General features: G+C 66.5%; 23 protein-coding genes. 16 read left to right on the top strand and 7 right to left on the bottom strand.

All coding sequences use genetic code 11. The features are described 5' to 3' along the window. The first annotated feature begins 179 nt into the window (after nucleotides 1-179). The 8 genes from rplI to ACSF9G_RS10665 all read left to right on the top strand — a co-directional run bounded on the left by rplI (nucleotide 180) and on the right by ACSF9G_RS10665 (nucleotide 9387). Nucleotides 180-791: a 50S ribosomal protein L9 gene (gene rplI / locus ACSF9G_RS10700; protein ID WP_436641330.1), complete on the top strand. Its 612-nt coding sequence runs from the start codon at nucleotides 180-182 to the stop codon at nucleotides 789-791. A 124-nt stretch (nucleotides 792-915) separates the two neighbouring features. Further along, nucleotides 916-2169, top strand: coding sequence for a cyclopropane fatty acid synthase (locus tag ACSF9G_RS10695; RefSeq protein WP_436641328.1), 1254 nt, complete (start codon nucleotides 916-918; stop codon nucleotides 2167-2169). Nucleotides 2170-2303: 134 nt separating this feature from the next. Continuing rightward, nucleotides 2304-3800: a replicative DNA helicase gene (locus ACSF9G_RS10690; RefSeq protein WP_436641325.1), complete on the top strand. Its 1497-nt coding sequence runs from the start codon at nucleotides 2304-2306 to the stop codon at nucleotides 3798-3800. After that, the gene (gene alr / locus ACSF9G_RS10685) at nucleotides 3797-4942 is read left to right on the top strand and encodes an alanine racemase (RefSeq protein ID WP_436641323.1); all 1146 of its coding nucleotides are present in this window, start codon (nucleotides 3797-3799) and stop codon (nucleotides 4940-4942) included. Before ACSF9G_RS10690 ends, alr begins: the two co-directional genes overlap by 4 nt. A gap of 1 nt (nucleotide 4943) precedes the next feature. Continuing rightward, nucleotides 4944-6335 (top strand): DNA repair protein RadA, encoded by a 1392-nt coding sequence (gene radA, locus ACSF9G_RS10680; protein ID WP_436641321.1) that lies wholly within the window; start codon nucleotides 4944-4946, stop codon nucleotides 6333-6335. Nucleotides 6336-6430: 95 nt separating this feature from the next. Beyond that, nucleotides 6431-7084, top strand: coding sequence for a CvpA family protein (locus ACSF9G_RS10675; RefSeq protein ID WP_436641319.1), 654 nt, complete (start codon nucleotides 6431-6433; stop codon nucleotides 7082-7084). 48 nt (nucleotides 7085-7132) lie between these two features. After that, a complete protein-coding gene (gene purF, locus ACSF9G_RS10670; protein ID WP_436641317.1) occupies nucleotides 7133-8623 on the top strand; it encodes an amidophosphoribosyltransferase in 1491 nt (496 codons plus the stop codon). A gap of 11 nt (nucleotides 8624-8634) precedes the next feature. Continuing rightward, nucleotides 8635-9387 (top strand): SDR family NAD(P)-dependent oxidoreductase, encoded by a 753-nt coding sequence (locus ACSF9G_RS10665; RefSeq protein ID WP_436641315.1) that lies wholly within the window; start codon nucleotides 8635-8637, stop codon nucleotides 9385-9387. Here ACSF9G_RS10665 and der read toward each other — a convergent pair. From der to ACSF9G_RS10635, 6 genes are all read right to left on the bottom strand, one after another. Beyond that, complete coding sequence (gene der, locus ACSF9G_RS10660; protein ID WP_436641313.1) at nucleotides 9384-10742, bottom strand: ribosome biogenesis GTPase Der; 1359 nt, start codon at nucleotides 10740-10742, stop codon at nucleotides 9384-9386. The genes ACSF9G_RS10665 and der overlap by 4 nt on opposite strands. 24 nt (nucleotides 10743-10766) lie before the next feature. Then, entirely contained in the window at nucleotides 10767-12140 is a 1374-nt protein-coding gene (locus ACSF9G_RS10655; protein WP_436641311.1) for an outer membrane protein assembly factor BamB family protein, read from the bottom strand. Then, nucleotides 12140-12886, bottom strand: a complete 747-nt coding sequence (locus tag ACSF9G_RS10650; RefSeq protein WP_436641309.1) for a tetratricopeptide repeat protein — start codon at nucleotides 12884-12886, stop codon at nucleotides 12140-12142. Before ACSF9G_RS10650 ends, ACSF9G_RS10655 begins: the two co-directional genes overlap by 1 nt. Nucleotides 12887-13111: 225 nt before the next feature. After that, entirely contained in the window at nucleotides 13112-14590 is a 1479-nt protein-coding gene (gatA, locus tag ACSF9G_RS10645) for an Asp-tRNA(Asn)/Glu-tRNA(Gln) amidotransferase subunit GatA (RefSeq protein ID WP_436641307.1), read from the bottom strand. Nucleotides 14591-14648: 58 nt separating this feature from the next. Then, nucleotides 14649-14936: an Asp-tRNA(Asn)/Glu-tRNA(Gln) amidotransferase subunit GatC gene (gene gatC, locus ACSF9G_RS10640; RefSeq protein ID WP_436641305.1), complete on the bottom strand. Its 288-nt coding sequence runs from the start codon at nucleotides 14934-14936 to the stop codon at nucleotides 14649-14651. A 111-nt stretch (nucleotides 14937-15047) separates the two neighbouring features. Beyond that, complete coding sequence (locus ACSF9G_RS10635; RefSeq protein ID WP_436641303.1) at nucleotides 15048-15749, bottom strand: metal-dependent hydrolase; 702 nt, start codon at nucleotides 15747-15749, stop codon at nucleotides 15048-15050. A 118-nt stretch (nucleotides 15750-15867) separates the two neighbouring features. On the opposite strand from ACSF9G_RS10635, the gene ruvX reads away from it, so the two are divergent. From ruvX to ACSF9G_RS10595, 8 genes are all read left to right on the top strand, one after another. Further along, nucleotides 15868-16341, top strand: a complete 474-nt coding sequence (gene ruvX, locus ACSF9G_RS10630) for a Holliday junction resolvase RuvX (protein WP_436641301.1) — start codon at nucleotides 15868-15870, stop codon at nucleotides 16339-16341. Nucleotides 16342-16348: 7 nt separating this feature from the next. Beyond that, complete coding sequence (locus ACSF9G_RS10625; RefSeq protein WP_436641299.1) at nucleotides 16349-17281, top strand: AEC family transporter; 933 nt, start codon at nucleotides 16349-16351, stop codon at nucleotides 17279-17281. 150 nt (nucleotides 17282-17431) lie between these two features. Further along, a complete protein-coding gene (locus ACSF9G_RS10620) occupies nucleotides 17432-18727 on the top strand; it encodes a GGDEF domain-containing protein (protein ID WP_436641297.1) in 1296 nt (431 codons plus the stop codon). An 88-nt stretch (nucleotides 18728-18815) separates the two neighbouring features. After that, on the top strand, nucleotides 18816-19772 hold the full coding sequence (locus ACSF9G_RS10615) for an aspartate carbamoyltransferase catalytic subunit (protein WP_436641295.1): 957 nt from the start codon (nucleotides 18816-18818) through the stop codon (nucleotides 19770-19772). A gap of 8 nt (nucleotides 19773-19780) precedes the next feature. Then, a complete protein-coding gene (locus ACSF9G_RS10610; protein WP_436641293.1) occupies nucleotides 19781-21118 on the top strand; it encodes a dihydroorotase in 1338 nt (445 codons plus the stop codon). 25 nt (nucleotides 21119-21143) lie between these two features. After that, nucleotides 21144-21761: a glycerol-3-phosphate 1-O-acyltransferase PlsY gene (gene plsY / locus ACSF9G_RS10605; RefSeq protein ID WP_436641291.1), complete on the top strand. Its 618-nt coding sequence runs from the start codon at nucleotides 21144-21146 to the stop codon at nucleotides 21759-21761. Then, complete coding sequence (dprA, locus tag ACSF9G_RS10600) at nucleotides 21758-22888, top strand: DNA-processing protein DprA (RefSeq protein WP_436641289.1); 1131 nt, start codon at nucleotides 21758-21760, stop codon at nucleotides 22886-22888. Before plsY ends, dprA begins: the two co-directional genes overlap by 4 nt. 129 nt (nucleotides 22889-23017) lie before the next feature. Continuing rightward, a complete protein-coding gene (locus tag ACSF9G_RS10595) occupies nucleotides 23018-23449 on the top strand; it encodes a class I SAM-dependent methyltransferase (RefSeq protein WP_436641287.1) in 432 nt (143 codons plus the stop codon). 22 nt (nucleotides 23450-23471) lie between these two features. Here the strand turns inward: ACSF9G_RS10595 and ACSF9G_RS10590 are convergent, their stop codons facing one another. Continuing rightward, the gene (locus tag ACSF9G_RS10590) at nucleotides 23472-23708 is read right to left on the bottom strand and encodes a hypothetical protein (protein WP_436641285.1); all 237 of its coding nucleotides are present in this window, start codon (nucleotides 23706-23708) and stop codon (nucleotides 23472-23474) included. Nucleotides 23709-23954 lie beyond the last annotated feature (246 nt).

Below are 23954 nucleotides of genomic sequence, written 5' to 3'. Positions count from 1 at the left end.
TCGGCATTCCATCGAATAGCCGGCTCTAACCGCCGAACCGGCGGGACAGCTGAGACGATGACGAAGACCATCGTACCGGACTTGCCGATCGCGCGTTTCGGGCACCCGAGTGCCAGCGGCCGATCGGCATGCGTCCTGCCGGAACCAGGATCCACTAATCCATTCCGGGAGTAAAAGTGATGGAAGTCATCCTTCTCGAACGCATAGCCAAACTCGGCCAGATGGGCGACATCGTGCGCGTGCGCGACGGTTTCGCGCGCAATTTCCTGTTGCCGCAGAAAAAGGCGCTGCGCGCCACCGAGACCAACCGCCAGCTTTTCGACCAGCAGCGCGCCCAGCTCGAGGCCCGTAACCTCGAGCTCAAGTCGGAAGCCGAGTCCGTCGCCTCGAAGATGAACGGCTTTGCCGTCGTGCTGATCCGTCAGGCCAGCGAGCGCGGCCAGCTGTACGGTTCGGTGTCGAGCCGCGATATCGCCGATGCGCTGACCGAAGCCGGATTCTCGGTCACCCGCGGCCAGGTCGTTCTTAATGCACCGATCAAGACCCTGGGCCTGACCGAGGTCCCGGTACGCCTGCATCCGGAAGTCGACGCAACCGTCGTCGTCAATGCGGCCCGCTCCGGAGAGGAAGCCGAGCGTCAGGCGCGCGGCGAGGACGTGACGATCGAGGCAGAGGAAGAAGAAGAGTTAGAGGCCGAAGCCGAAGAGTTCTTCGAGGAAGGTACTGAGGCCGAGTCGGAAGAGTCCGCCGAAACGGACGCCGCCGAGGACGCGGACGCCGAAAAATCCTGAACACCGGTATTACGACGGCCGGAAATTTCCGGCCGTCACCCCTATTCACCCGATTGAACCCGACCGCCGCTTGATGTTTTAATTTCGATCAGCGTCGCAGTCTGGATCGGGTTGACCGGGGGAAATGAACGGTCTGCTTCACTACGTTCTGTCGAAGGTCGCCAGGGAAGGTGACCTGCACGTCACGGATCACAAGGGCGTCACCCGGGTTTACGGGGACGGCACGGGCGAACCCGTCCATGTTCGCTTCACGACGGCGGCGGTGGAACGGGCGGTTGTTTCCAATCCCGAGCTGAAGCTAGGCGAAGCCTACATGGACGGCACTTTCGTCGTCGAAAAAGGCTCGATCTACGATTTCCTCGACATAGTCCTGCGCCGCGACGATCCCACGCACCTGCCGTGGTGGATCATCGCCGAGCGCGTCTACCGCTATCTCACCCGCCGCGTCCGCCAGTTCAATCCGATCGGCAGGGCCAAGGACAACGTCGCCCATCACTACGATCTGGACGGGCGCATGTACGACCTGTTCCTCGATTCCGACAGGCAATATTCCTGCGCCTATTTCGAGAGCCCGACGGCCACGCTGGAGCAGGCCCAGCTCGCCAAGAAGCGGCACCTGGCCGCCAAGATGCAGATCGAGAAGGGCCAGCGCGTGCTCGACATCGGCTCCGGCTGGGGCGGTCTCGGCCTCTATATCGCCGAGACCCATCCGGTCTCCGTCGTCGGCGTCACACTCAGCGAAGAACAGCATGCGCTGAGCCGGTCGCGCGCCGAAAAGATGGAGATGGACAACTGCGTCGATTTCCGCCTTCAGGACTACCGCACGCTCGACGGCAAGTTCGACCGGATCGTCTCGGTGGGCATGTTCGAACATGTCGGCGTCGGCCACTATCAGGAGTACTTCGAGAAGGTGCGCGATCTGCTCACCGACGACGGCATCATGGTGCTGCACTCAATCGGCCGCTTCGGCCCGCCCGGCGAGACCAACTCGTGGATCCAGAAGTACATATTCCCCGGCGGCTACATCCCCTCCCTGTCGGAGGTGCTGCCGGTGATCGAGAAGACCGGCCTGTTCGTCACCGACATCGAGATCCTGCGGCTGCACTACGCCGAGACGCTGAAGGAGTGGCGCCGCCGCTTCCTGGCCAATTGCGAGAAGGCGGCCGGCCTCTATGACGAGCGCTTCTGCCGGATGTGGGAATTCTACCTGGCCGGATCGGAAATCTCGTTCCGCAATCAGGGCATGATGAACTTCCAGATCCAGCTCTCCAGGAAGCTGGAGACCGTTCCGCTGACACGCGGCTATATCGGCAATGCGGAAGCGGCCCTGCGCAAGCGCGACGGCGCGCTGATTCCCCGCAAGGAAGCAGCCGAGTGAGTCGTCAAGTGGCGACCCGAATCCATTTAAGAATCTGTTAACAAACTGAATAGCGGGAATGCGCTAGCCTTGGCGTGACGTGCACGCTGATTCGGGCAGGCCAGCGCCCCTCGAATCGTGCAACTAACGAAACCATGACGATCCAGGCCCTCCCCCGCCCGCTCGACGAGCGGCAAGACAGTGAATACCGCGCGGCCCCGCACAACATCGAGGCCGAACAGGCGCTGCTGGGCGCGATCCTCGTCAACAACGAAGCGTTCTACCGGGTCTCGGATTTCCTGGCGCCGGAGCATTTCTTCGAGACGGTGCACCAGCGCATCTTCGACGTCATCAGCCAGCTGATTCGCGGCAACAAGACCGCGACGCCGGTGACGCTGAAGACCTTCCTGGAACGCGACGAGCCGATCGGCGAGGTCCCTGTCACCCAGTATCTCGCGCGCCTCGCCGCCGCCGCGACCACGGTCATCAACGCCGAGGACTACGGGCGCACGATATACGAACTCGCGACCCGCCGGCGACTGATCTCGATCGGCGAGGACATGGTCAACCTGGCCTACGACGCGCCCGTCGACATGCCGCCGGCCCAGCAGATCGCGCAGACGGAGCAGCGGCTGTTCGAACTCGCGGAGACCGGCAAGTACGGGTCCGGTTTCCTGCGTTTCGCCGAGGCGCTCAAGGACGCCATCGATATGGCCAGCAAGGCCTATCAGCGCGACGGGCACCTGTCCGGCATCTCATCGGGCCTGCGCGACCTCGACGACACCCTCGGCGGTCTGCAGCCCTCCGACCTGGTCATCCTGGCCGGCCGCCCCGCCATGGGCAAGACCGCGCTGGCGACCAACATCGCCTTCCATATCGCCGCCCGCTACAAGGCCCAGACGCTGCCGGACGGGCGGATCGAGACCCTCGACGGCGGCATCGTCGGCTTCTTCTCGCTGGAAATGTCGCCCGAGCAGCTCGCCACCCGTATTATTTCCGAGCAGGCGGCGGTGGCCTCCGAGACAATCCGGCGCGGCAAGACCACCCGCGAGGAATTCGACCGGCTGGTGGACGTCGCGACGCAGCTTCAGGCGATCCCGTTCTACATCGACGCCACCGGCGGCCTGTCGATCGCCCAGCTCGCCGCCCGCGCCCGCCGGCTCAAGCGGCAGAAGGGGCTCGACATGCTGGTGATCGACTACCTGCAGCTGCTGCAGGGGTCGAGCCGGCGTTCGCAGGACAGCCGCGTGCAGGAAATCACCGAAATCACCACGGGCCTCAAAGCGCTGGCCAAGGAACTGAACGTGCCGATCCTGGCGCTGTCGCAGCTGTCGCGTCAGGTCGAATCGCGCGAGGACAAGCGCCCGCAGCTCGCCGACCTTCGTGAGTCCGGCTCGATCGAACAGGACGCCGACGTGGTGATGTTCGTCTATCGCGAGGAGTACTACCTCAAGGGCAAGAAGCCGCGCGAAGGCTCGCCGGAATTCGAGACCTGGCAGGACGAGATGGCGCTGGCGCACGGGCTCGCCGAGGTCATCATCGCCAAGCAGCGCCACGGTCCGACCGGCACGGTGAACCTGTCCTTCCAGGCCGAATTCACCCGCTTCGAGAACCTGGCGGCCGACGCGCGGTTGCCGGAACGGATCGAATGACAGGCCGAAAGCACGATTTTCCCGACGATCTTCAGGATTTCGAGGTCGCCGGCCGCCTCACCATCGATCTTTCGGCGCTGAAAGCGAACTGGAAGGCGCTGGCCGGGCGGGCGGAGCCCGCCGAAGCCGCCGCCGTCGTCAAGGCCGACGCCTACGGGCTCGGGATCGAACGCGTCGTCCCCGCGCTGGCCGAGGCCGGCTGCAAGACGTTTTTCGTGGCGATCCTGTCGGAAGCGCGTCGGGTGCGCATGGCCGTTCCGGATGCGACAATCTACGTGCTGGAGGGCCTGGCCTACGGCGCCGCGTCCGTTTTTCGAGACTATTCCGTTCGCCCGGTCCTGGGCAGCCTTGAGGAAATCGACCATTGGGCCGACCATTGCCGGCAATGGGGCAAGGCGCTGCCCGCGGCCGTCCATGTCGATACCGGCATGACCCGGCTTGGCCTGACGCCTGCGGAAGCCGACGCGCTGGCCGAGGATCCCTCGCATTTCGATCATTTCCGCCTCGCCCTGGTGATGAGCCATCTGGCCTGTGCCGACACGCCGGACCATCCGCTGAACCGCGAGCAGCTGAGGCGGTTCGCCGACCTGCGCAAGCGCCTGCCCGACGCCCCGGCATCGCTGGCCAATTCGGCGGGAACGATCATCGGCGGGGACTTCCGGTTCGACCTGGTGCGCCCTGGCGTGGCGATCTACGGCGGCCGCGCCGTCGGCGGCATCCCCAATCCCATGCGCCCCGTCGTCACCGTCGAGGCGCGAGTCATCCGTATCCGCGAGGCCGCCGCCGGCACGCCGGTCGGCTACAGCGCGGCCGAACGCCTGACACGCGACAGCCGGCTCGCGATCCTGTCGGCCGGCTATGCCGACGGCTATCTTCGCGCCGGCGGCTCCGTCGACGGGCGGCCCGGCGCCGAGGTCACCATCAACGGCCAGGCCGCGCCGGTGGTCGGCCGCGTCTCCATGGACATGATCGCCGTCGACATCACCGATTTCGACGAAAATGCCGTCAAAACAGGCGATTACGTCGAACTTCTCGGAAATCGATTCACCGTCGACGATCTCGCCGACAAGGCCGGCACCATCGGTTACGAGATTCTGACGAACCTGGGCCGCCGCTTCCGGCATATCGTCAAGGAAGGCTGAGGTGGCCCGGCGAACCACCCAATATGTCTGTCAGACCTGCGGCACGGTCAGCTCGAAGTGGGCCGGCCGCTGTGAATCCTGCGGCACCTGGAACTCGCTGATCGAGGACTCCGACGGCGGGCCGCTCGCATCGCCGGGCCTGAAGCCCGGCAAGGGCCGGATCATCGAGCTGCAGCCGCTCGCCGGCACCACCGAAGATACGCCGCGGACGCCAAGCGGCATGGCGGAACTGGACCGTGTCACCGGCGGCGGCTTCGTGCGCGGATCGGCGATCCTGATCGGCGGCGATCCCGGCATCGGCAAGTCGACCCTGCTGATCCAGACGGCGGCAGCCGTCGCCGAGGCCGGAAGACGCGTCGTCTACGTCTCGGGCGAAGAGGCGATCGGCCAGATCCGCCTTCGCGCCGATCGGCTGGCGCTCGGCGAGGCCGCCGTCGCCCTCGCCGCGGAGACGAGGATCGAGGATATCCTGGCGACCGTCTCGACCGGTACGCCGCCGGACGTCCTGATCATCGACTCGATCCAGACCATGTGGACGGAAACGGTGGATTCGACACCGGGAACCGTCACCCAGATCCGCGCGACCGCCCAGGCCCTGATCCGTTTCGCCAAGCGGAGCGGGACGACGGTCATCCTCGTCGGCCACGTCACCAAGGACGGCCAGATCGCCGGTCCGCGCGTGGTCGAGCACATGGTCGACGCGGTGCTCTACTTCGAGGGCGACGGGGCGCACCGGTTCCGCATCCTTCGTTCGGTCAAGAACCGATTCGGTCCGACGGACGAGATCGGCGTCTTCGAGATGTCCGGCAAGGGCCTGATCGAGGTCCCCAACCCGTCGGCCCTGTTTCTCGGCGACCGGGACGCGGCAAGTCCCGGAGCCGCGGTTTTCGCCGGCATGGAAGGCACGCGGCCGCTCCTGGTGGAGATGCAGGCGCTTGTCGCCCCCTCCCCGCTCGGCACGCCGCGACGCGCCGTGGTCGGCTGGGATTCGAGCCGGCTTTCGATGGTGCTCGCCGTGCTCGACGCCCATTGCGGACTGAAGCTCGGCGGGCACGACATCTATCTCAACGTCGCCGGCGGTTTGCGAATCATCGAGCCGGCCGCAGATCTCGCCGCCGCCGCGGCACTGGTTTCTTCCCTGGCGCAGGCGCCGCTGCCCGCCGACGCGGTGTTTTTCGGAGAGATCAGTCTGTCGGGGGCGGTGCGCTCGGTGGCGCATGCCTCGGCACGGTTGCGCGAGGCGCAAAAGCTCGGGTTTTCCAAGGCATTAGCGCCCGCCGGCAATACCGCCGAGGCCGGCGACGCGCCACCGATCCCGATCGAACCGATCGACTCGCTCGCCGGCCTAGTGGCGCGGATCGCCGCGGAAGCGCCCAAACGCGACGAGGATTGAGGCCGCGGCTGGGGATTTTGGACGCTATGCGTTTGCGCCAACAGGAAATACGGCGTAATTAACCTCGGCTCGCGCAACGGAGGTTCCCCGCGAAAATGGTGATTACGGGGCTCGATTTTATTGTCGTAGCGATCATGCTGATCTCGGCGCTGCTCGCCATGGTGCGCGGACTGACGCGCGAGGTGTTGTCGATCGCCTCGTGGGTGGTTGCCGCCGGTGCGACACTCTACTTCTTCCCGCGCTTCCAGGCGGACGTGCGGGCGATGGTGGAGCCGAACTGGCTGGCCGACATCTCGCTCGCCGTCGGCATCTTCGTGATCACGCTCATCGTCGTGTCCTTCATCACGATGCGCATCTCCGATTTCATCCTGGACAGCCGGATCGGCGCGCTCGACCGCACGCTCGGATTCATTTTCGGGCTGTTCAGGGGTCTACTTCTCGTCGTAATCGCCTATATGTTCCTCGTCTGGCTCGTGCCGGTCGAGAACCAGCCAAACTGGATCCGTGACGCCCGTTCGGCGCCGATCCTGAAACAGACCGGCGATGCGATCATCGCGCTTCTGCCCGAGGACCCGGAAAAGGCCATCCTCGACAAGCTGCGCAATCGCGGCGGTCCAGGCGAGGAAGCGCCAGCCCCCGAGGGCGACGACGCAACAGGAAGCGGCGACCAGACCGATCAGAGTTACCAGCCCTCCGAGAGGCAGGGCCTCAACCAGTTGCTCGACAGTACACGCGGCGCCAACCAGTAATGGTCCCCGGCTCCGCGCGGACTGCGCGGAGCCGACCCGGAGCACCCGATGACACACCCCGACGAGGGTCGAAAAACCACCCCGAGAGACGTAGACAATGACGTCGAGGGCGATTTTCTTCGTGAGAAATGCGGCGTCTTCGGCGTTTTCGGACATTCCGACGCCGCCGCCTTCACCGCGCTCGGCCTGCACGCCCTGCAGCACCGCGGCCAGGAGGCGGCCGGAATCGTCACCTTCGACGGCCGGCACTTTCATTCCGAGCGGCGGATGGGGCTGGTCGGCGACCATTTCTCCAAGGCCTCGGTGATCGATCGGCTTGCCGGCGAAGGCGCCATCGGACACTGCCGCTACGCCACCACCGGCGACACGATCATGCGCAACGTCCAGCCGCTCTACGCCGATCTGGCCGGCGGCGGCATCGCGGTCTGCCACAACGGCAACCTGACCAACGCGCTGTCCCTGCGCCGCCAGCTCATCCGCGACGGCGCGATCTGCCAGTCGACGTCGGACACCGAGGTGATCCTGCATCTCGTCGCGCGCAGCACGAAGCCGCGCCTCGTCGACAAGTTCATCGAGGCCCTGCGCCAGATCGAAGGCGCCTATTCGCTGGTCGCGTTGACCAACAAGAAGCTGATCGGCGCGCGGGATCCGCTCGGCATTCGTCCGCTCGTTCTCGGCGACCTCGACGGCACGCCGATCCTGGCTTCGGAAACGTGCGCGCTCGATATCATCGGCGCACGCTACGTCCGCGACGTCGAGAACGGCGAGGTCGTTGTGATCTCGAAGGACGGCATCGAATCGCACAAGCCGTTTCCGCCGCAGAAGGTGCGTCCCTGCATCTTCGAGTACATCTATTTCGCCCGGCCGGATTCGGTCGTCGGCGGCAAGAGTGTCTACGAAGTGCGCAAGCGCATGGGCCAGGAACTGGCCACCGATCGGCCCGTACCCGCCGATGTGGTGGTGCCGGTGCCCGATTCCGGCGTGCCGGCGGCGATCGGCTATTCGCAGGCCTCGGGGATCCCCTTCGAGCTCGGAATCATCCGGAACCATTATGTCGGCCGCACCTTCATCGAGCCGACCCAGCAGATCCGCGCGCTCGGCGTCCGCCTGAAGCACAGTGCCAACCGCAGCCAGATCGCCGGCAAGCGCGTCGTCCTCATCGACGACAGCCTAGTGCGCGGCACGACCTCGGCGCGCATCGTGCAGATGATCCGCGAGGCGGGCGCAAAGGAGGTGCATATGCGCATCGCCAGCCCGCCGATCACCCATCCGGACTATTACGGCATCGACACGCCGGAAAAGGAAAACCTGCTCGCCTCGCAGATGAGCCTGGAGGAGATGTGCAAGTTCATCGGGGCGGATACGCTGGACTTCCTGTCGGTCGACGGCATCTATCGCGCCATGGGGCATAACCATCGCGACGCCGACGAGCCGCAATACACCGACCACTGCTTCACCGGCGACTATCCGACGACGCTGACCGACAAGAGCGCCTCCGAACGCGACGAGCACCTTTCGCTTCTGGCCGAAACCGGATAGTTCGCAACGCCATGGAACGTCGTCTGGAAAACCGCATCGCGGTCGTCACCGGTGCGTCGCGCGGCATCGGCCGCGCCGTCGCCGTCGCCCTCGCCCGCGAAGGCGCGCACATCATTGCCATCGCCCGCACCACCGGCGCGCTCGAGGAGCTCGACGACGAGATCGGGAAAGCCGGATCGAGCGCCACCCTTGTGCCCGTCTCGCTTGCCGACATGGCCGCGATCGACCGCCTCGGCGGGGCGATCCACGAGCGCTGGGGCAAGCTCGACATCCTGGTTGGAAATGCCGGCATCGCCGGCGCGCTGACGCCTGTCGGCCACATCCGCGCCAAGGACTGGGACGAGGCCATCGCCGTCAATCTGACCGCCAACTGGCGGCTCATCCGCTCGCTCGACCCGCTGATGCGCCAGTCGGACGCCGCCCGTGCGGTGTTCGTGACGTCGGGCCTCGCCCATATGGGCGCGCCCTACCACTCGGCCTATTCCGCCTCGAAAGCGGGGCTGGAGATTCTGGCGCGCACCTATGCCGCCGAGGTCGAGCAATTCGGCATCAAGGTGAACCTGTTCGGGCCCGGCCGGGTGTTCACCCGGATGCAGCAGGCGCTGTACCGCGGCCAGGACCTTTCCGACCTGCCGAAGCCCGAGGACGTCGCCCCCTTGATCGTCGAGATGGTGCTGCCCGGACAGACGCATAACGGTTTGATCTACAGCTTCCCGCACAAGAGCTGGCTCAAGCCGCAGCCCCCCGCGCCGATCGACGGCTAGGTCTTCTCGTACGGGTTCTCGGTCTTGCGCAGGTACAGGCGCACGGGCACGCCGACGAGGTCGAAGGCCTCGCGCAGGCCGTTCAGCAGATAGCGCCGGTAGGATTCGGGAAGCGCGTCGACGCGCGTGCCGAAGGCGATGAAGGTCGGCGGACGGGTCGCGCCCTGGGTCACGTAACGCAGCTTGATGCGGCGGCCTGCGACCGCCGGCGGGGGATGGTGCTCGATCAGGGCTGCGAACCAGCGGTTCAGCTCCGACGTCGACACGCGCCGCTCCCAGCGCTCGCGCACCTTGAACACCGCCTGCATCAGCTTCGGCAGGCCATAGCCGGTCAGCGCCGAGACGGGGACGAGCGGCATGCCGCGCACCTGCGGCAGCAGGCGGTCGGCCATCTCGCGCAATTCCCGGACGCGCGTGTCGGGCTCCTCGCAACGGTCCCACTTGTTGACGGCGATGACCAGCGCCCGGCCCTCGCGGGTCACCAGATCGGCGATCTGCAGGTCCTGCTTCTCGAAAGGCATCTGCTCGTCGACGACGAGGATCACCACTTCGGCGGCCCGGATCGCGCGCAACGCATCGCCGACCGACAGCTTCTCCAGCTTTTCCTGTACCCGCGCCTTGCGGCGCAGGCCGGCGGTATCGACGAGGCGGACGGGACGGCCCTTCCACTCCCAGTCGACGGCGATCGCGTCGCGGGTAATACCCGCTTCCGGGCCCGTCAGCATGCGGTCCTCGCCGATCAGCCGGTTGACCAGCGTCGACTTGCCCGCGTTCGGCCGTCCGACGACGGCGATGCGGACCGTACCGTCTTCCTCCGGCGCCTCGGCCTCGTCGTCCAGACGCTCGTCCGGCAGATGCGCCCGCAGGGCCTCGTGCAGGTCGGCGAGACCGATACCGTGCTCGGCGGAAAAGGCCACCGGCTCACCGAAGCCGAGCTCGAAGGATTCGTAGAAACCGGGATCGCCCGCCGCGCCCTCGTACTTGTTGGCGACGAGGACGACCGGCTTGCCGGTCTTGCGCAGCATGTCGGCGAAATGGCGGTCGGTCGGGGTCAGGCCGGCGCGGGCGTCGATCAGGAACAGGGCCACGTCGGCCTCGTCGACGGCACGCTCGGTCTGGGCGCGCATGCGGCCTTCCAGGCTTCCCGGATCGGCCTCCTCGAGACCGGCGGTATCGATAAGAGTAACCAGGAGATCGCCGAGTTCGGCGGTCCCCTCGCGACGGTCGCGGGTTACGCCAGGCCGATCGTCGACGAGCGCGATCTTGCGGCCGACGAGCCGATTGAACAGCGTCGACTTGCCCACGTTGGGGCGGCCGATGATCGCGACCTTGATCGGCCGTAACGGAGGCGCCATCGCCCTGCCCATTCGCGTGCTCGCCTAGTTATAGGCGGTGAGCTTGCCCGAATTGTCGAGGACCAGGATACGGCCTCCCGCGGCGATCGGGTTGACGTAAACGGGACTGCCGACGGTCTGGGCGGATACGACGGAACCGTTCGAGGGATCGAGCGTGACGATCCGCCCGTCGGAGGTGCCGACCCAGAGCCGGCCGCCGGCCAGCAGCGGACCGGCGAGGCTGAACACGTCGTTCTTCTTCTTTTTCTTGTCTCCGGTCTCCGGCGTCAGGTCGCTTATCCAGCGCACCGCACCGTTCTTGCGGTCCAGCGCCACCACGGCGCCGCCGAGCGTCGTCGCGAAGATGGCGTTGCCGGCGACCGCGGGCGTATGGGCGCTGGCGACGTTTTGCGCCCACAGGCGGTTGCCGTCCTTCACGCTGACGCCGATCATGCGTCCCGACACGGACACGGCGTAGACCGAGCCGTCGTAGACGACCGGGGACGCGGCGACATCGGTCAAGCCGGAGACGGCGGTGAACCGGCTGGCGCCGGTCAGCGCGTCGAGCCACTTCGGCTCGCCGCTCTCGGCGTCGAAGGAGAGTATCTCGCCGGACGAATAGGGCACGATCACCTGATTGCCGACGACGGCCGGGCTCGCATTGCCCAGCACGCCGGCCGACGAGCCGATTCCCGAATAGGTCCATACGGTCTCGCCCGTATCGATGGCGATCGCGTAGACGATGTTGTCCGAGGAAACGACATAGGCCTTGCCGTTGGCGATCGTCGGGGCGCTGCGCGCGGGCGCGCCGAGCTCGACCGACCAGAGGATGCCGCCGTCGTTGGCGCTGATGCCGGCAACGGTGCCGTAACCGGTCGCGGCGATGACGAAACCGCCCTCCGCGGCGACCCCGCCATTGAAGCTCGGGCTGTCTTCCTTTTCGGGCCGCAGCGAAACCGACCAACCGCGGCCGCCACCGTTCAGGTTATAGGCCGCGACGTTGGCCATCTGGTCCATGACGATGACGAGGCCGCGATAGACGATCGGTCGCGAAGACAGGCGTCCCTTGCGATTGACCTTGGCGACCGAAGCCGCCCAGGTGGCCCCGCCGCTGCCGACGGCGACGTTGCCGGGCGCGTTGGCGGCGTTGCCGCCGGGCTGCGACCAGTCGCCAATGTCCTGGGCGGCCGGCACGCTGACCGGCGTCGCGGCAGCGGCTTCGTCGACCTCCAGACCGTCGGTGGACTGGATCACGGCGCGACGCTCACCCGGGAGACGCTTCTCCTTCTCCGCGAAGGGATTGGCGACGAGGCTGAGATCTTCAAGCGACGGCGCGCTGTCGCAGGCCGACAATGCGAATGCCCCGACCAGAAGGACCGCCGGCAGAACCCGCGTAGATCGCGTGCGAAATACCGCCATCACTGAGCGTCCGTCGCAGCTTCGGCCGCAGGCGTCGCAGCTTCGGCCGCAGGGTCGGCCGCAGGGTCGGCCGCAGGGTCGGCCGCAGTCGGCGCCGGCGTACGGTCGGCGGCGAGCAGCGCGATCATCAACTGAGCGCGAGCGCGCATCTCCTGCGGTGTTTCATTGTCGCCGAGAAGTTCCTCGAAGCGCTGGGTCGCGACCTCGTAGTCGCCGGCCTGATAGGCGGCAAGGCCGAGAAGTTCCCGCGCCGACGCCCGCCACGGATTGCCTTCCACGGCCATCTGACCGACGCGCTGCTCGACGCCGGCACGATCGTTGGCTTCGAGCTGGAGATAGGCGGCGCGCACGCGGGCAACGTTGCGCAGATCAATCGGGAGAGCCGAATTGGAAGAGATGGCGTCGTAATCGGCGAGCGCGCCCTGCGCGTCGCCTGCCGTCGCCTTGCCAGCCGCGGCACGCAGACGGGCAAGCGTGCCGAAGCCGCCGCCTTTCTTGGCGATCGCCTCGAATGCGGCCTGGGCTTCTTCGGACTTGCCATCATCGGCAAGCTGCATCGCCTCGTAGTACTCGGCACCGGCCTGCGCCGCCTGCTGGGCGGAATACCATTCCCAGCCGCGCCAGCCCGCCGTGACCACGACGATCAGGACGGCAACACCGATCACATAGCCCCCGAACCGGTCCCAGAGCTCCTTGGCCTGTTCCCGGCGGACTTCTTCCTCGACTTCGCGAAAAATGTCGGACATTCAGATCCGCCCGCGCTTTCTTTTCTCGACGCCGTACAATCGGCGGGCCCGTCCGGGCCGACAAAAATTCGGCGCCGCCTGCCCGTCTGCGCTCTTCGGCGCAAACAAACACGCAAACCACCGTTCGGCGCCCGTGATTAAGCGCTCATTGAGCCGATATCAAGGCTAACCGGACGCAGAGTGCTCGGCGTCCCGCCCCGACAAACCGCGTGAGCGGTCCGGAACTCAGGCCCACCAGCGCTTCGGCGCGAACGAGCCGGCGGCATCCTCGATGACCTTGGCGGCCTGAAACAGGGTCGATTCGTCGAAGGGACGACCGATCAGCTGCAGCCCCAGCGGCAACCCTTCGGCATTGAGGCCGGAGGGAACGGCAATGCCCGGCAGGCCGGCCATGTTGACCGTCACGGTGAACACATCGTTCAGGTACATCTCGATCGGCGAGGCCGTCGACATCGCCGCGACGCCGAAGGCGGCGGACGGCGTTGCCGGCGTCAGGATCGTGTCGATTCCCTCGGCAAAGACGGTCTCGAAATCGCGCTTGATGAGGGTGCGGACCTTCTGAGCACGCAGGTAATAGGCGTCGTAGTAGCCCGCCGACAGCACGTATGTGCCGATCAGCACACGGCGCTTCACCTCGGCGCCGAAGCCCGCGGACCGGGACTTCTCGTACATGTCGATAACGTCCTCGCCCTCGACGCGCAGGCCGTAGCGCACGCCGTCGTATCGGGCGAGATTGGACGAGGCCTCGGCCGGCGCCACGATGTAATAGGCCGGCAGCGCGTACTTCGTGTGCGGCAGCGAGATATCGACGAGCTCGGCACCGGCGTCCTTCAGCCAGGCGGCGCCCTTCTGCCACATCTCCTCGATCTCGGCGGGCATGCCGTCGATTCGGTACTCCTTCGGGATGCCGATGCGCATGCCCTTGACCGACTTGCCGATCGCCGCCTCGTAGTCCGGCACCTCGATATCGACGGACGTGGTGTCCTTCGGATCGACCGAGGCCATCGACTTCAGCATGATTGCCGCGTCGCGGACATCGCGGGCGAGCGGTCCGGCCTGGTCCAGCGAGGACGCAAAGGCGACCGTCCCCCAGCGCGAGCAGCGTCCGTAGGTCGGCTTGATGCCGACCGTGCCGGTGAAGGCGGCCGGCTGACGGATCGAGCCGCCGGTATCGGTGGCCGTGGCGCCGGCGCAGAGCCGCGCGGCGACGGCCGCGGCCGAGCCGCCGGACGAGCCGCCGGGCACCAGATCGGCGTTGTTGGCATTCGACCGCCACGGGCTGATCACTGGGCCGTAGTAGGAGGTCTCGTTGGACGAGCCCATGGCGAACTCGTCCATGTTGAGCTTGCCGAGCATGACCGCGCCATCGGCCCAAAGGTTGGCGGTGACGGTCGATTCGTAGTGCGGCTTGAAGCCGTCGAGCACGTGGCTGCCGGCCTGGCTGTGCACGCCCTCGGTGCAGAACAGGTCCTTGATGCCCAGCGGAATGCCTTCCAGCGGCCGCGCCTCGCCCGTGGCAATGCGGGCGTCGGAACCGGCCGCCATCTCGCGCGCCATCTCAGGGGTCTCGGCGACATAGGCGTTCAGGCCGCGCGCCGCCTCCATCGCCTTCAGATAGGCGTCGGTCAGCTCGACGGCGGAGAATGTCTTCGCCTTCAGGCCGTCACGGGCTTCGGCAATAGTCAGTTCGGTGAGATCGGTCATGGTCGTCAGTGCGTGGTCAGCGGTTCAGCGGTGTTCTTCAAGAAGCCCCGCAGGCGTCCTACTCGACGACCTTGGGCACGACGAAATAGTTGTCCTCGGTTTCCGGCGCGTTTGCGACGATGTCCGCGGCGATGCCGCCGTCGGTCACCGCGTCCTCGCGCTTCTTCATCGCAACCTGGACGACGGAGGTCATCGGCTCGACATCGTCGACGTCGAGCTCGCCCAGTTGCTCCACCCAGCCGAGGATCGAGTTGAGCTCGCCCTGGAGGCCCTGGGCCTCCTCCTCGCTCACGGCGATGCGGGCCAGTCGCGCGATGCGCTTCACGGTGTCGATGTCGACCGACATGGGACAGCTTCCGATGGACAAACAGGAGAAAGGTCGCGCCGGCTATATCACCGGCGCGGGCGGCCCGGCAACCCGACGCCTTGCACACGGGGCGCGGGCCGATCCCCGGACCTATAGGTCGACGGCGATGCCCCGATCCGGCACCACCACGTTCAGCCCCGCCGCCTCGGCGACAAACTTGTCGGCCGTCTGGTCGATGATCGGGAAGGTGCCGTAGTGGCAGGGGATGATCGTGTCGAACCCGAAGAACTTCCGGCAGGCCATCGCGGCGAGCTTCGCGCCCATGGTGAAGCGGTCGCCGATCGGAACGATGCCGACGGTCGGTCCGTAGATCTCGTTGATCAGGCCCATGTCGGAGAAGATGTCCGTGTCGCCCATGTGGTAGAGGACCTTGCCCTGCTCCACCTTCGAGGCAACGACGACGCCGGCCGGATTGCCGAGGTAGAGCGGCCTGCCGCCATCCTCGATCTCCGAGGAGGAATGCCAAGCCTGCACGAAGGAGACGTCGAAATCGTCGAAGGACTGCGTGCCGCCATGGTTGCCGGGGCTGAAATTCTCGACGCCCTTGGCCGCCAGATACATGCAAATCTCGAAATTGGCGATCAGCACCGCGCCCGTCGCCTTGCAGATATCGACGGTATCGCCGATGTGATCGCTGTGACCGTGTGTGAGCACCACGTGGGTGGCGCCGTTGCTCGCGTCCTCCACAGAGCCGTCCCAGGTCGGATTGCCGCTAAGGAACGGGTCGATCATGATGACCGCGTTGCCAGTCTCGACACGGAAGGCCGAGTGGCCGAACCAGGTTACCTTCATGGAAATCGCCTCCGTATTGGCGGCCGCGACGCCGCGCTTTCCTCATCTTGAGGTTATACACGGCCATATCCCGCCAACAACCGCTGCCAGGCGCCGCGGTATCTGCTAGGAGGCGCCCATGACCGCGCCCACCGAAAACGCCGAGGACTTCGCCGCCGCCATGCCAACGCGGGGGGCGCTGCTGGGCATCGATCCCGGCGAAAGGACGATCGGCATCGCCATCTGCGACGCCGGATGGCGGATCGCCTCGCCGCTGCTCGGACTGAAGAAGGCGAAATTCAAGGAAAACGGCCCGGCAATCGCCAAGCTGTGCGCCGACAACAAGGTCGCCGGCATCGTCATCGGCCTGCCGCTCAACATGGACGGCACCGCCGGACCGAAGGCGCAGGCGGCGCGCGCCTTCGCCCGTAACCTGACCGGTGTCGTCGAGCTGCCGATCCTGTTGTGGGACGAACGCCTGTCGACGGTTGCGGTCACGCGAGTGATGATCGAGGCGGACACGAGCCGCAAGAAGCGCGCCGAGATCGTCGACAAGGTCGCCGCCGCCTACATCCTGCAGGGGGCACTCGACCGCCTCTCCTCTCTTAGCTAGGCCCGCCATGCATGCAGCCCTGTACAGTATTCTGCCCGTCCTCATCGTCATCGCGACGGGCTGGGCAATCCATCGTTTCGGCATCATCGACGATGCCGGCCGGGCTGGCATCGAGCGGCTCGCCTACTACGTGCTGTTTCCCTGCCTGATCGTGCTGACGCTGGCCGGTGCCGACTACGGCGCCCTGCCCTGGCAGGCGCTGGGCGCGACGCTACTGCTCTCGGTCCTGACGATGACGGCGCTGTGCCTCGCCCTCTATCCGGTTCTCAAGAACCGGTTCCGCGTGGACGGTCCCGCCTTCACCTCGGTGTTCCAGGGCGCGGCCCGGTGGAACACGTTCATCGCGCTGGCGCTTTCGGGAAGCCTGTTCGGCAAGGAGGGGCTCACGCTGGTCGCGGTGGCGATCGTCGCCATGGTGCCGATCCTCAACCTGATATCCGTCGTCGTTCTGGCGCATCACGGCGGGACGACGCGCCCGCCGGCGCGGATCCTGCTCCGGGAAATCGCGAAGAACCCGCTGATCATCGCCTGCGTCGTCGGCCTGACGCTGAGCATTGCCGGCCTCTCAATCCCCGGGCCGATCGCGGCGACCCTCGACATTTTCGGGCGCGCCGGCCTGGCCGTGGCGCTGGTCGCCGTCGGCCTCGGTCTCGATCTGTCGTCGCTGCGCCGCCCGGGCCCCGCCCATCTCGTCGGGACCGGCCTGAGGCTGATCGTGATGCCGGCTATCGGGCTCGTCTATGCATCGTTGTTCGGGCTCACCGGCACCGCGCTCGGCACCGCGGTGGTCGCCCTGGCGGTGCCGACGGCGTCGAACGGGTATCTGCTGGCGCGCCAGATGGGGGGCAACGCCAAGCTGATGGCCGAGATCATCACCTTGCAGACGATGGCGGCGGCGATCACCCTCCCCCTGTGGCTGGCGCTGATGGCGCTTTCCTGAGGTCTAGATCTGCCTATTGTTTAATCAAAAGCGGGACTCCCCAAGCGTCAGGCACTCGCTTATTCAGACGTTCGACCTTGTCGATCGTGGTGTCGGATGATTCTGACACACTGATTTTCTTCGTGCACTCGCCTTTTCCGGGGAGGCCCCGTGGGATTGTGGGATCTCGGGCTGCTTGGCTGTCAGCTCGTTCTGTACTTCTCGGTCCTTGCAATGCTGTTCGGGCTTCGGCACCGCTACGGCATCGGCATCTTCTTCTGCGCGCTCGGCGCGATGCATTTCCTCGAAACCTATCTCGCCGCCACCTTCTACGTGGCCGTGCCGTTCGGCATCATCGTCTCGCCCGGGTCGACGATCCTGTTTCCCGGCAAGATCATCCTGCTCCTGCTGGTCTATATCCGCGAGGACGCCATCGCCGTGCGACAGCCGATCTACGGCCTGTTCGCGGGGAACATCCTGACGATCGGCCTCGTCGCGATCCTCGGCGCGAACACGGTGCTGCCCAGCGCGGGTCAGTCGCCGGACTTCCCGTTCATGGACCAGATGGGCCTGTTGATGATCTGGGGCACGGTCCTGCTGCTGATCGACGGGATCCTGATCATCCTGATCTACGAGCAGGTCGGCCGCTGGCTCGGCCCGCACATGACGCTGCGCATCGCGATCAGCGGCGTCGCCGTCCTCGCCTTCGACCAGGTCGCGTTCTGGCCGGTGCTGCATGCGGTCGCCGGCATCCCGGTCGAAATCCTGTATGGCGGGCTGATCGCCAAGTCGATCGCGGCCGTGGCCTATGCGGTGCTTGCCGGCATCTATCTGCGCCATTTCGAGCGGCGCATGTTCGACGGCCTCGCCCATCCCCGCCTCGCCGACGTCTTCGACGCGCTGACCTACCGCGAACGCTATGAGAACCTGCTCGAACGCAGTGGACGCGACGGCCTGACCGGAATCGCCGACCGCAGCCGCATGGAGGCCGAGGCCGAGCAGTGCACGGCCCGCATAATCGCCAGCGGCGATATCGCCAGCGTCCTGATCATCGACATCGACAACTTCAAGCAGCTCAACGACGACTCGGGTCACCTGGTCGGCGATGCCGCGCTGCGCGGCCTGGCCGAGTTGCTGACGCGCGACCTGCGCGATGTCGACCGGATCTATCGTTTCGGCGGCGACGAATTCGTCGTGATCACCGCCGGTCGGGCGCGCGAGGACGCGTCCAACCTCGCCCGGCGCCTGCACCGGATTGCAGGCAAGCTGGATATTCCGGACCTGCGCGAACCGCTGACGGTGAGCATCGGCGCCGCGCATTCGCCGGAAGACGGAATGGACTTCCTGTCCCTGCTGTCCCGGGCCGACAAGCGACTCTACGCGGCCAAGGGCAGCGGCCGCGACCGGGTGGTCGCGGGCGACGACAGGACCGGCGAGCCCAGTCCGGAATTGGTCCGGCCGACCTGATCGCGGCAAATCAAACCGTGGATTGCGCGGGCAACCACCGGCATCGCGCTTGCCGGACCGCCGGACTCCCCCTATAGGGACGCTTTTAATGGCCACAGCGCACCAACCCCGTCCGATCGCGTTCCCGCATCGCCACCTGCTTGGCATCGACCAGCTTTCGCCGGACGAGATCTCCAGCCTGCTCGATCTCGCCGACGGCTTCGTCGATATCAACCGGCAGGTGGAAAAGAAGCTGTCGACGCTGCGCGGACGCACCCAGATCAACCTGTTCTTCGAAGCCTCCACGCGGACGCAGAGCTCGTTCGAGCTCGCGGGCAAGCGGCTCGGCGCCGACGTCATGAACATGTCGGTCGGCTCGTCCTCGGTTAAGAAGGGCGAAACGCTGCTCGATACGGCGGTAACGTTGCACGCCATGCATCCCGACCTGATCGTCGTGCGCCATCACGCCGCCGGCGCGGTGGAGCTTCTGGCCCGGAAGGTCGGATGCTCCGTCGTCAATGCGGGCGACGGTGCGCACGAGCATCCGACCCAGGCCCTGCTCGACGCCCTGACGATCCGGCGTCACAAGGGCGCGCTCCAGGGCCTGATCGTGGCCATCTGCGGCGACGTCCTGCACAGCCGGGTCGCCCGCTCGAACATCCTGCTTCTCAACACCATGGGCGCCCGGGTGCGCGTTGTCGCTCCGTCGACGCTGCTGCCGGCGGCGATCGATCGAATCGGCGTCGAGGTCCATCGCGACATCCGCTCCGGGATCCGGGACGCGGACGTCGTGATGATGCTGCGGCTCCAGCGCGAGCGCATGAGCGGCGCCTTCGTGCCGTCGGTGCGCGAGTACTTCCACTATTTCGGCCTCGACGCCGCCAAGCTGACGCTCGCCAGGCCGGACGCGCTGGTGATGCACCCGGGGCCGATGAACCGCGGCGTCGAGATCGACAGCGATGTCGCCGACGGCCCGCAGAGCGTCATCCGCGAGCAGGTCGAGATGGGCGTTGCGGTCCGCATGGCGGTGCTCGAGGCGCTCGCCAGCAACCTGCCGAACGCGTGAGGAAACCGATGCCAGTCTGGGGGTCGCCGGAGCGCTTCGAACCGGAAAAGGTCCGACCGATCGGATTCCATGATGTGCGGCTGATCGATCCGGCGAGCGGTCGCGACGAGATCGGCGGCCTTTTGATCGACGGCGGCCGCGTCGCCGACGTGGGACCGCATCTGAAGGCCCACTCCTTTCCCGAAGGCGCCGAGGTGATCGACGGCGGGGCCAAGGTGCTGGCGCCCGGCCTCATCGACATGCAGGTCTTCACCGGCGAACCGGGCTTCGAGCACCGCGAGACGATCGCGTCGGCGAGCCGGGCCGCGGCGGCCGGCGGCGTCACCACGATGATCTGCATGCCGGACACCAATCCGGTGATCCACGACGTCGCCATGGTCGACTACGTGCAGCGGCTGGCGCGGGATACCGCTATCGTCCGGCTGCTGCCGATGGGGGCGCTGACCAGGGATCTCGCCGGCAACGAGATGACCGAGATCGGCCTGATGTCGGCGGCCGGTGCGGTCGCTTTCACCAACGGGCGTCGGGCGATCACCAACGCCCAGACGATGCGCCGGGCGCTGACCTACGCGGGCGATTTCGACGCGCTCATCGTCCATCACCCCGAAGATCCCGATCTCGTCGGCGAAGGGGTCATGCACGAGGGCGAGATGGCGACCCGGCTCGGCCTGAAGGGCATTCCGGTCGAGGCCGAGACCGTGATGCTGTCGCGCGATCTCAAGCTCGTCGGGCTCGCGGGCGGGCGCTATCACGCCGCCCAGCTGTCCGCCGGCCGCTCGCTGACGACGCTGCGCCGCGCCAAGGACCGCGGCATCAAGGTCACCGCCGGCGTGTCGATCAACAATCTGGCTCTGAACGAAAACGACATCGGCACCTACCGCACCTTCTTCAGGCTGTCGCCGCCGCTGCGCTCCGAGGACGACCGCATGGCGCTCGTCGCGGCACTGGCCGAAGGGCTGATCGACGTCATCGTCTCCAGCCACGATCCGCACGACGTCGAGACCAAGCGGCATCCGTTCGCGGAAGCCGAGGTCGGCGCGATCGGCCTGGAGACGCTCCTGTCGGCGGCCCTGCGCCTGCATCACTCCGGCGACGTGCCGCTCATGCGCCTGATCGACGCTATGTCGACACGGCCGGCGGCCATCCTCGGTCTGGAAGGCGGCAGCCTGGAAAAGGGGCGGCCGGCCGATCTCGTGTTCTTCGATCCGGACGAACCGTGGCTCGTCGATGCCGGCGCGCTGTCGTCGCGCTCGAAGAACACGCCGTTCGAGGATGCGCGCATGCAGGGCCGTGTCCTGCGCACCATCGTTGCCGGACGCACGGTCTACGACTACGGTTCGGACTGAACCGAACCAGACACCGGCCGACGCCATGCCCGATCCGATCAGTTGGAGCCTCGCCCTGCCCTATTTTCTGGCGGCCCTGCTGTTCGGCTACCTGCTGGGCTCAATCCCGTTCGGGCTGATCTTCACCCGCATGGCGGGGCTCGGCGACGTGCGCGCGATCGGGTCCGGCAATATCGGGGCGACCAACGTGCTGCGCACCGGCCGCAAGGGGCTGGCGGCGGCAACGCTACTGGCGGACGCGCTGAAAGGCACCGTCGCGGTGCTGGCCGCCGCCCAATGGGGGCCGGATACGGCGATTTTGGCCGGCTTCGGCGCTTTTGTCGGCCATCTGTTCCCGGTCTGGCTCAAGTTCAAGGGCGGCAAGGGCGTCGCGACCTATCTCGGCGTGCTGCTCGGCCTCTACTGGCCGGCCATGCTGATCTTCGCCGCCATGTGGCTCGTGACGGCGTTGATCTCCCGCTATTCGTCCCTGTCGGCACTGGTCGCCAGCGCGCTGACGCCGTTCGTGCTCGTCCTGTCGGGCAAGTGGCAGGCAGCCGAGCTGTTCGCCGTCCTGACCGCGCTGCTGTTCATTGCCCATCGCGCCAATATCCAGCGGCTGGTCAGCGGCACAGAGGGCCGGATCGGCGGCGCCAAGTCGTGAGCGGCGCCGGCGGCAGTCGGCGGGCGACGCTGACTGACGCGCAGAAGCTCGACTGGCTGCGTCTCCTTCGCTCCGAGAATGTCGGCCCGGCGACGTTCCGGGCGCTGGTCAACCGTTTCGGCAGCGCCGCAGCGGCGATCGACGCCCTTCCCGATCTTTCGGCGCGCGGCGGGCTGAAGCGCCGCATCAGGGTGTGCTCGCGCGCGGACGCCGAACGGGAGATCGAGACGGCGGCGCGTCTCGGCGCGACGCTGGTGGCCTGGGGCGACCCGGGCTATCCGAAACGGCTCGCCGATACCGAGGGCGGGCCGCCGCTGCTCTACGCGGCGGGGCGCCTCGACGTCACCCACATGCCGACCGTGGCGATCGTGGGATCGCGCAACTGTTCCGCGCTCGGACGGCGCCTCGTCTCCACCCTGGCGAACGACCTCGGGGCGGAGGGGTTCGTGGTCGTCTCCGGCCTTGCCCGCGGGATCGATGCCGCCGCGCACCAGGCCTCGCTCAAGACCGGCACGATCGCCATACTCGCCGGCGGCCACGGCCATATCTATCCCGCCGAACACGTCGATCTGGCCGACGCGATCAAGGCCGAGGGCGTGTTGATCACCGAGATGCCACCGGACTGGATCGCGCGCGCGAAGGATTTCCCCCGCCGCAATCGGATCATCTCGGGCGCCTCCTACGGTGTCGTCATCGTCGAGGCCGCGGCGCGCTCGGGCTCGCTGATCACGGCGCGATTCGCGCTGGAGCAGGGCCGCGAGGTTTTCGCGGTGCCCGGTTCGCCGCTCGACCCGCGGGCGGAAGGGACCAACAGGCTGATCCGCGACGGCGCCACACTGACCCGCAACGCCGAGGACGTGCTGGAGGTTCTGCGTCCCATGCTCGGGCTGTTCCCGCCGCCAATCGCCCCGCTCGGCGAACCGGAGGAAGGACGGCCGGTCTCCGCCGATATCGACGATTCAGACCGACGCCGGGTCATCGACGCGATCGGTCCGAGCCCGGTCTCCATCGACGATATCCTGCGGCTGACCGGGCTCACGCACGGACAGATTATGCTGGCGCTGATCGAGCTGGAACTCGCCGGCCGCATCGAGCGGCACTCCGGGCAACGGGTATCGCTCCTCTAAGCGAAACGTGCGGTACGGGGCGGCGCTCCCTGCCCTGCTCTCATCGCCGATCCCGCAGCAGGTGCAGACTTTACACACCGCAATCAGAGATGGGAAAAGCGTTGTGGTTCCACAACGATCGCAACCGGCATGAACGGCAAGCCATCGGACAGAATTGCGACCTACGTGGCGACCCTCCCGCTTAACCAGGGACTTCGCGTGCTCGAGATCGGCTGCGGCCCGGGAGTGGCCGCGCGCGAAGTCGCCCGGCGGATCGGCGACGGCAAGGTCGTGGCGATAGACCGCTCCGCCAAGGCCATCGGGATCGCGGCCCAGACGTCAGCGGCGGAAATCGAGGCCGGTCGACTGGAATTGCGAACCGTTGCGATCGAACAATTCGAGCTGGACGACGGCGAGGAGCAATTCGATCTGGCCTTCGCCATGCGGGTCGGTGCGCTGGACGGTCGTCATCCGGAGGCCGGCAAACTGGCGATGAAGCGGCTGAAGGCCGCTCTCAAACCGGACGGATTGTTGTTCATCGACGACCGCAAACCGATTACCGGGCGCCAGATCGAGCCCTGACCCGGTGCTTCGGGGCGGTTGGTCAACGTGGCTTCCGGGATGCGGCGTTCATGGCTTTGCTCGTCGCCTCGATTCGCGCCATTTCCAGGAGATAGGCCGTCAGGTCCAGGCCTCCCTGGTCGGCTATATGCACGAGTTCGGGAAGTATGCCCGCCAGATATTCGGCCGCCGCCTGGTCGGACGGTGGCGCAATCGCCGGCAATTTCCCTTCGCCATCCCGGCCTTTTCGCCCAGACAATTCAATGTCCCTCTTCGCCACCGCATGGTTTCGCAGGAGGATCGCCTGTGCGTGAAGCCAATCCCCTTACGCCGCGTTCGGTGGGGCAAGAGATAGCATGTTTCTATAAATAATTGAAATTATTCATTATTACACGCTATGCGTGTATAATGGTAGTGCTCGGTGCGCTTTCACAGACTGCCCGTTTGACTTGGTGTGCGGCATTCCCCATCTTCGCGGCCGAATACGCACGGTCCGGCACCGGCGTTCCCCCTATCGAGGCCATTG

Source organism: Microbaculum mangrovi (genome assembly GCF_051390635.1).
Taxonomy (GTDB): domain Bacteria; phylum Pseudomonadota; class Alphaproteobacteria; order Rhizobiales; family Tepidamorphaceae; genus Microbaculum.
Note: the sequence above shows the minus strand (reverse complement) of the source record. Positions and strands in the feature narration are given on the sequence as shown.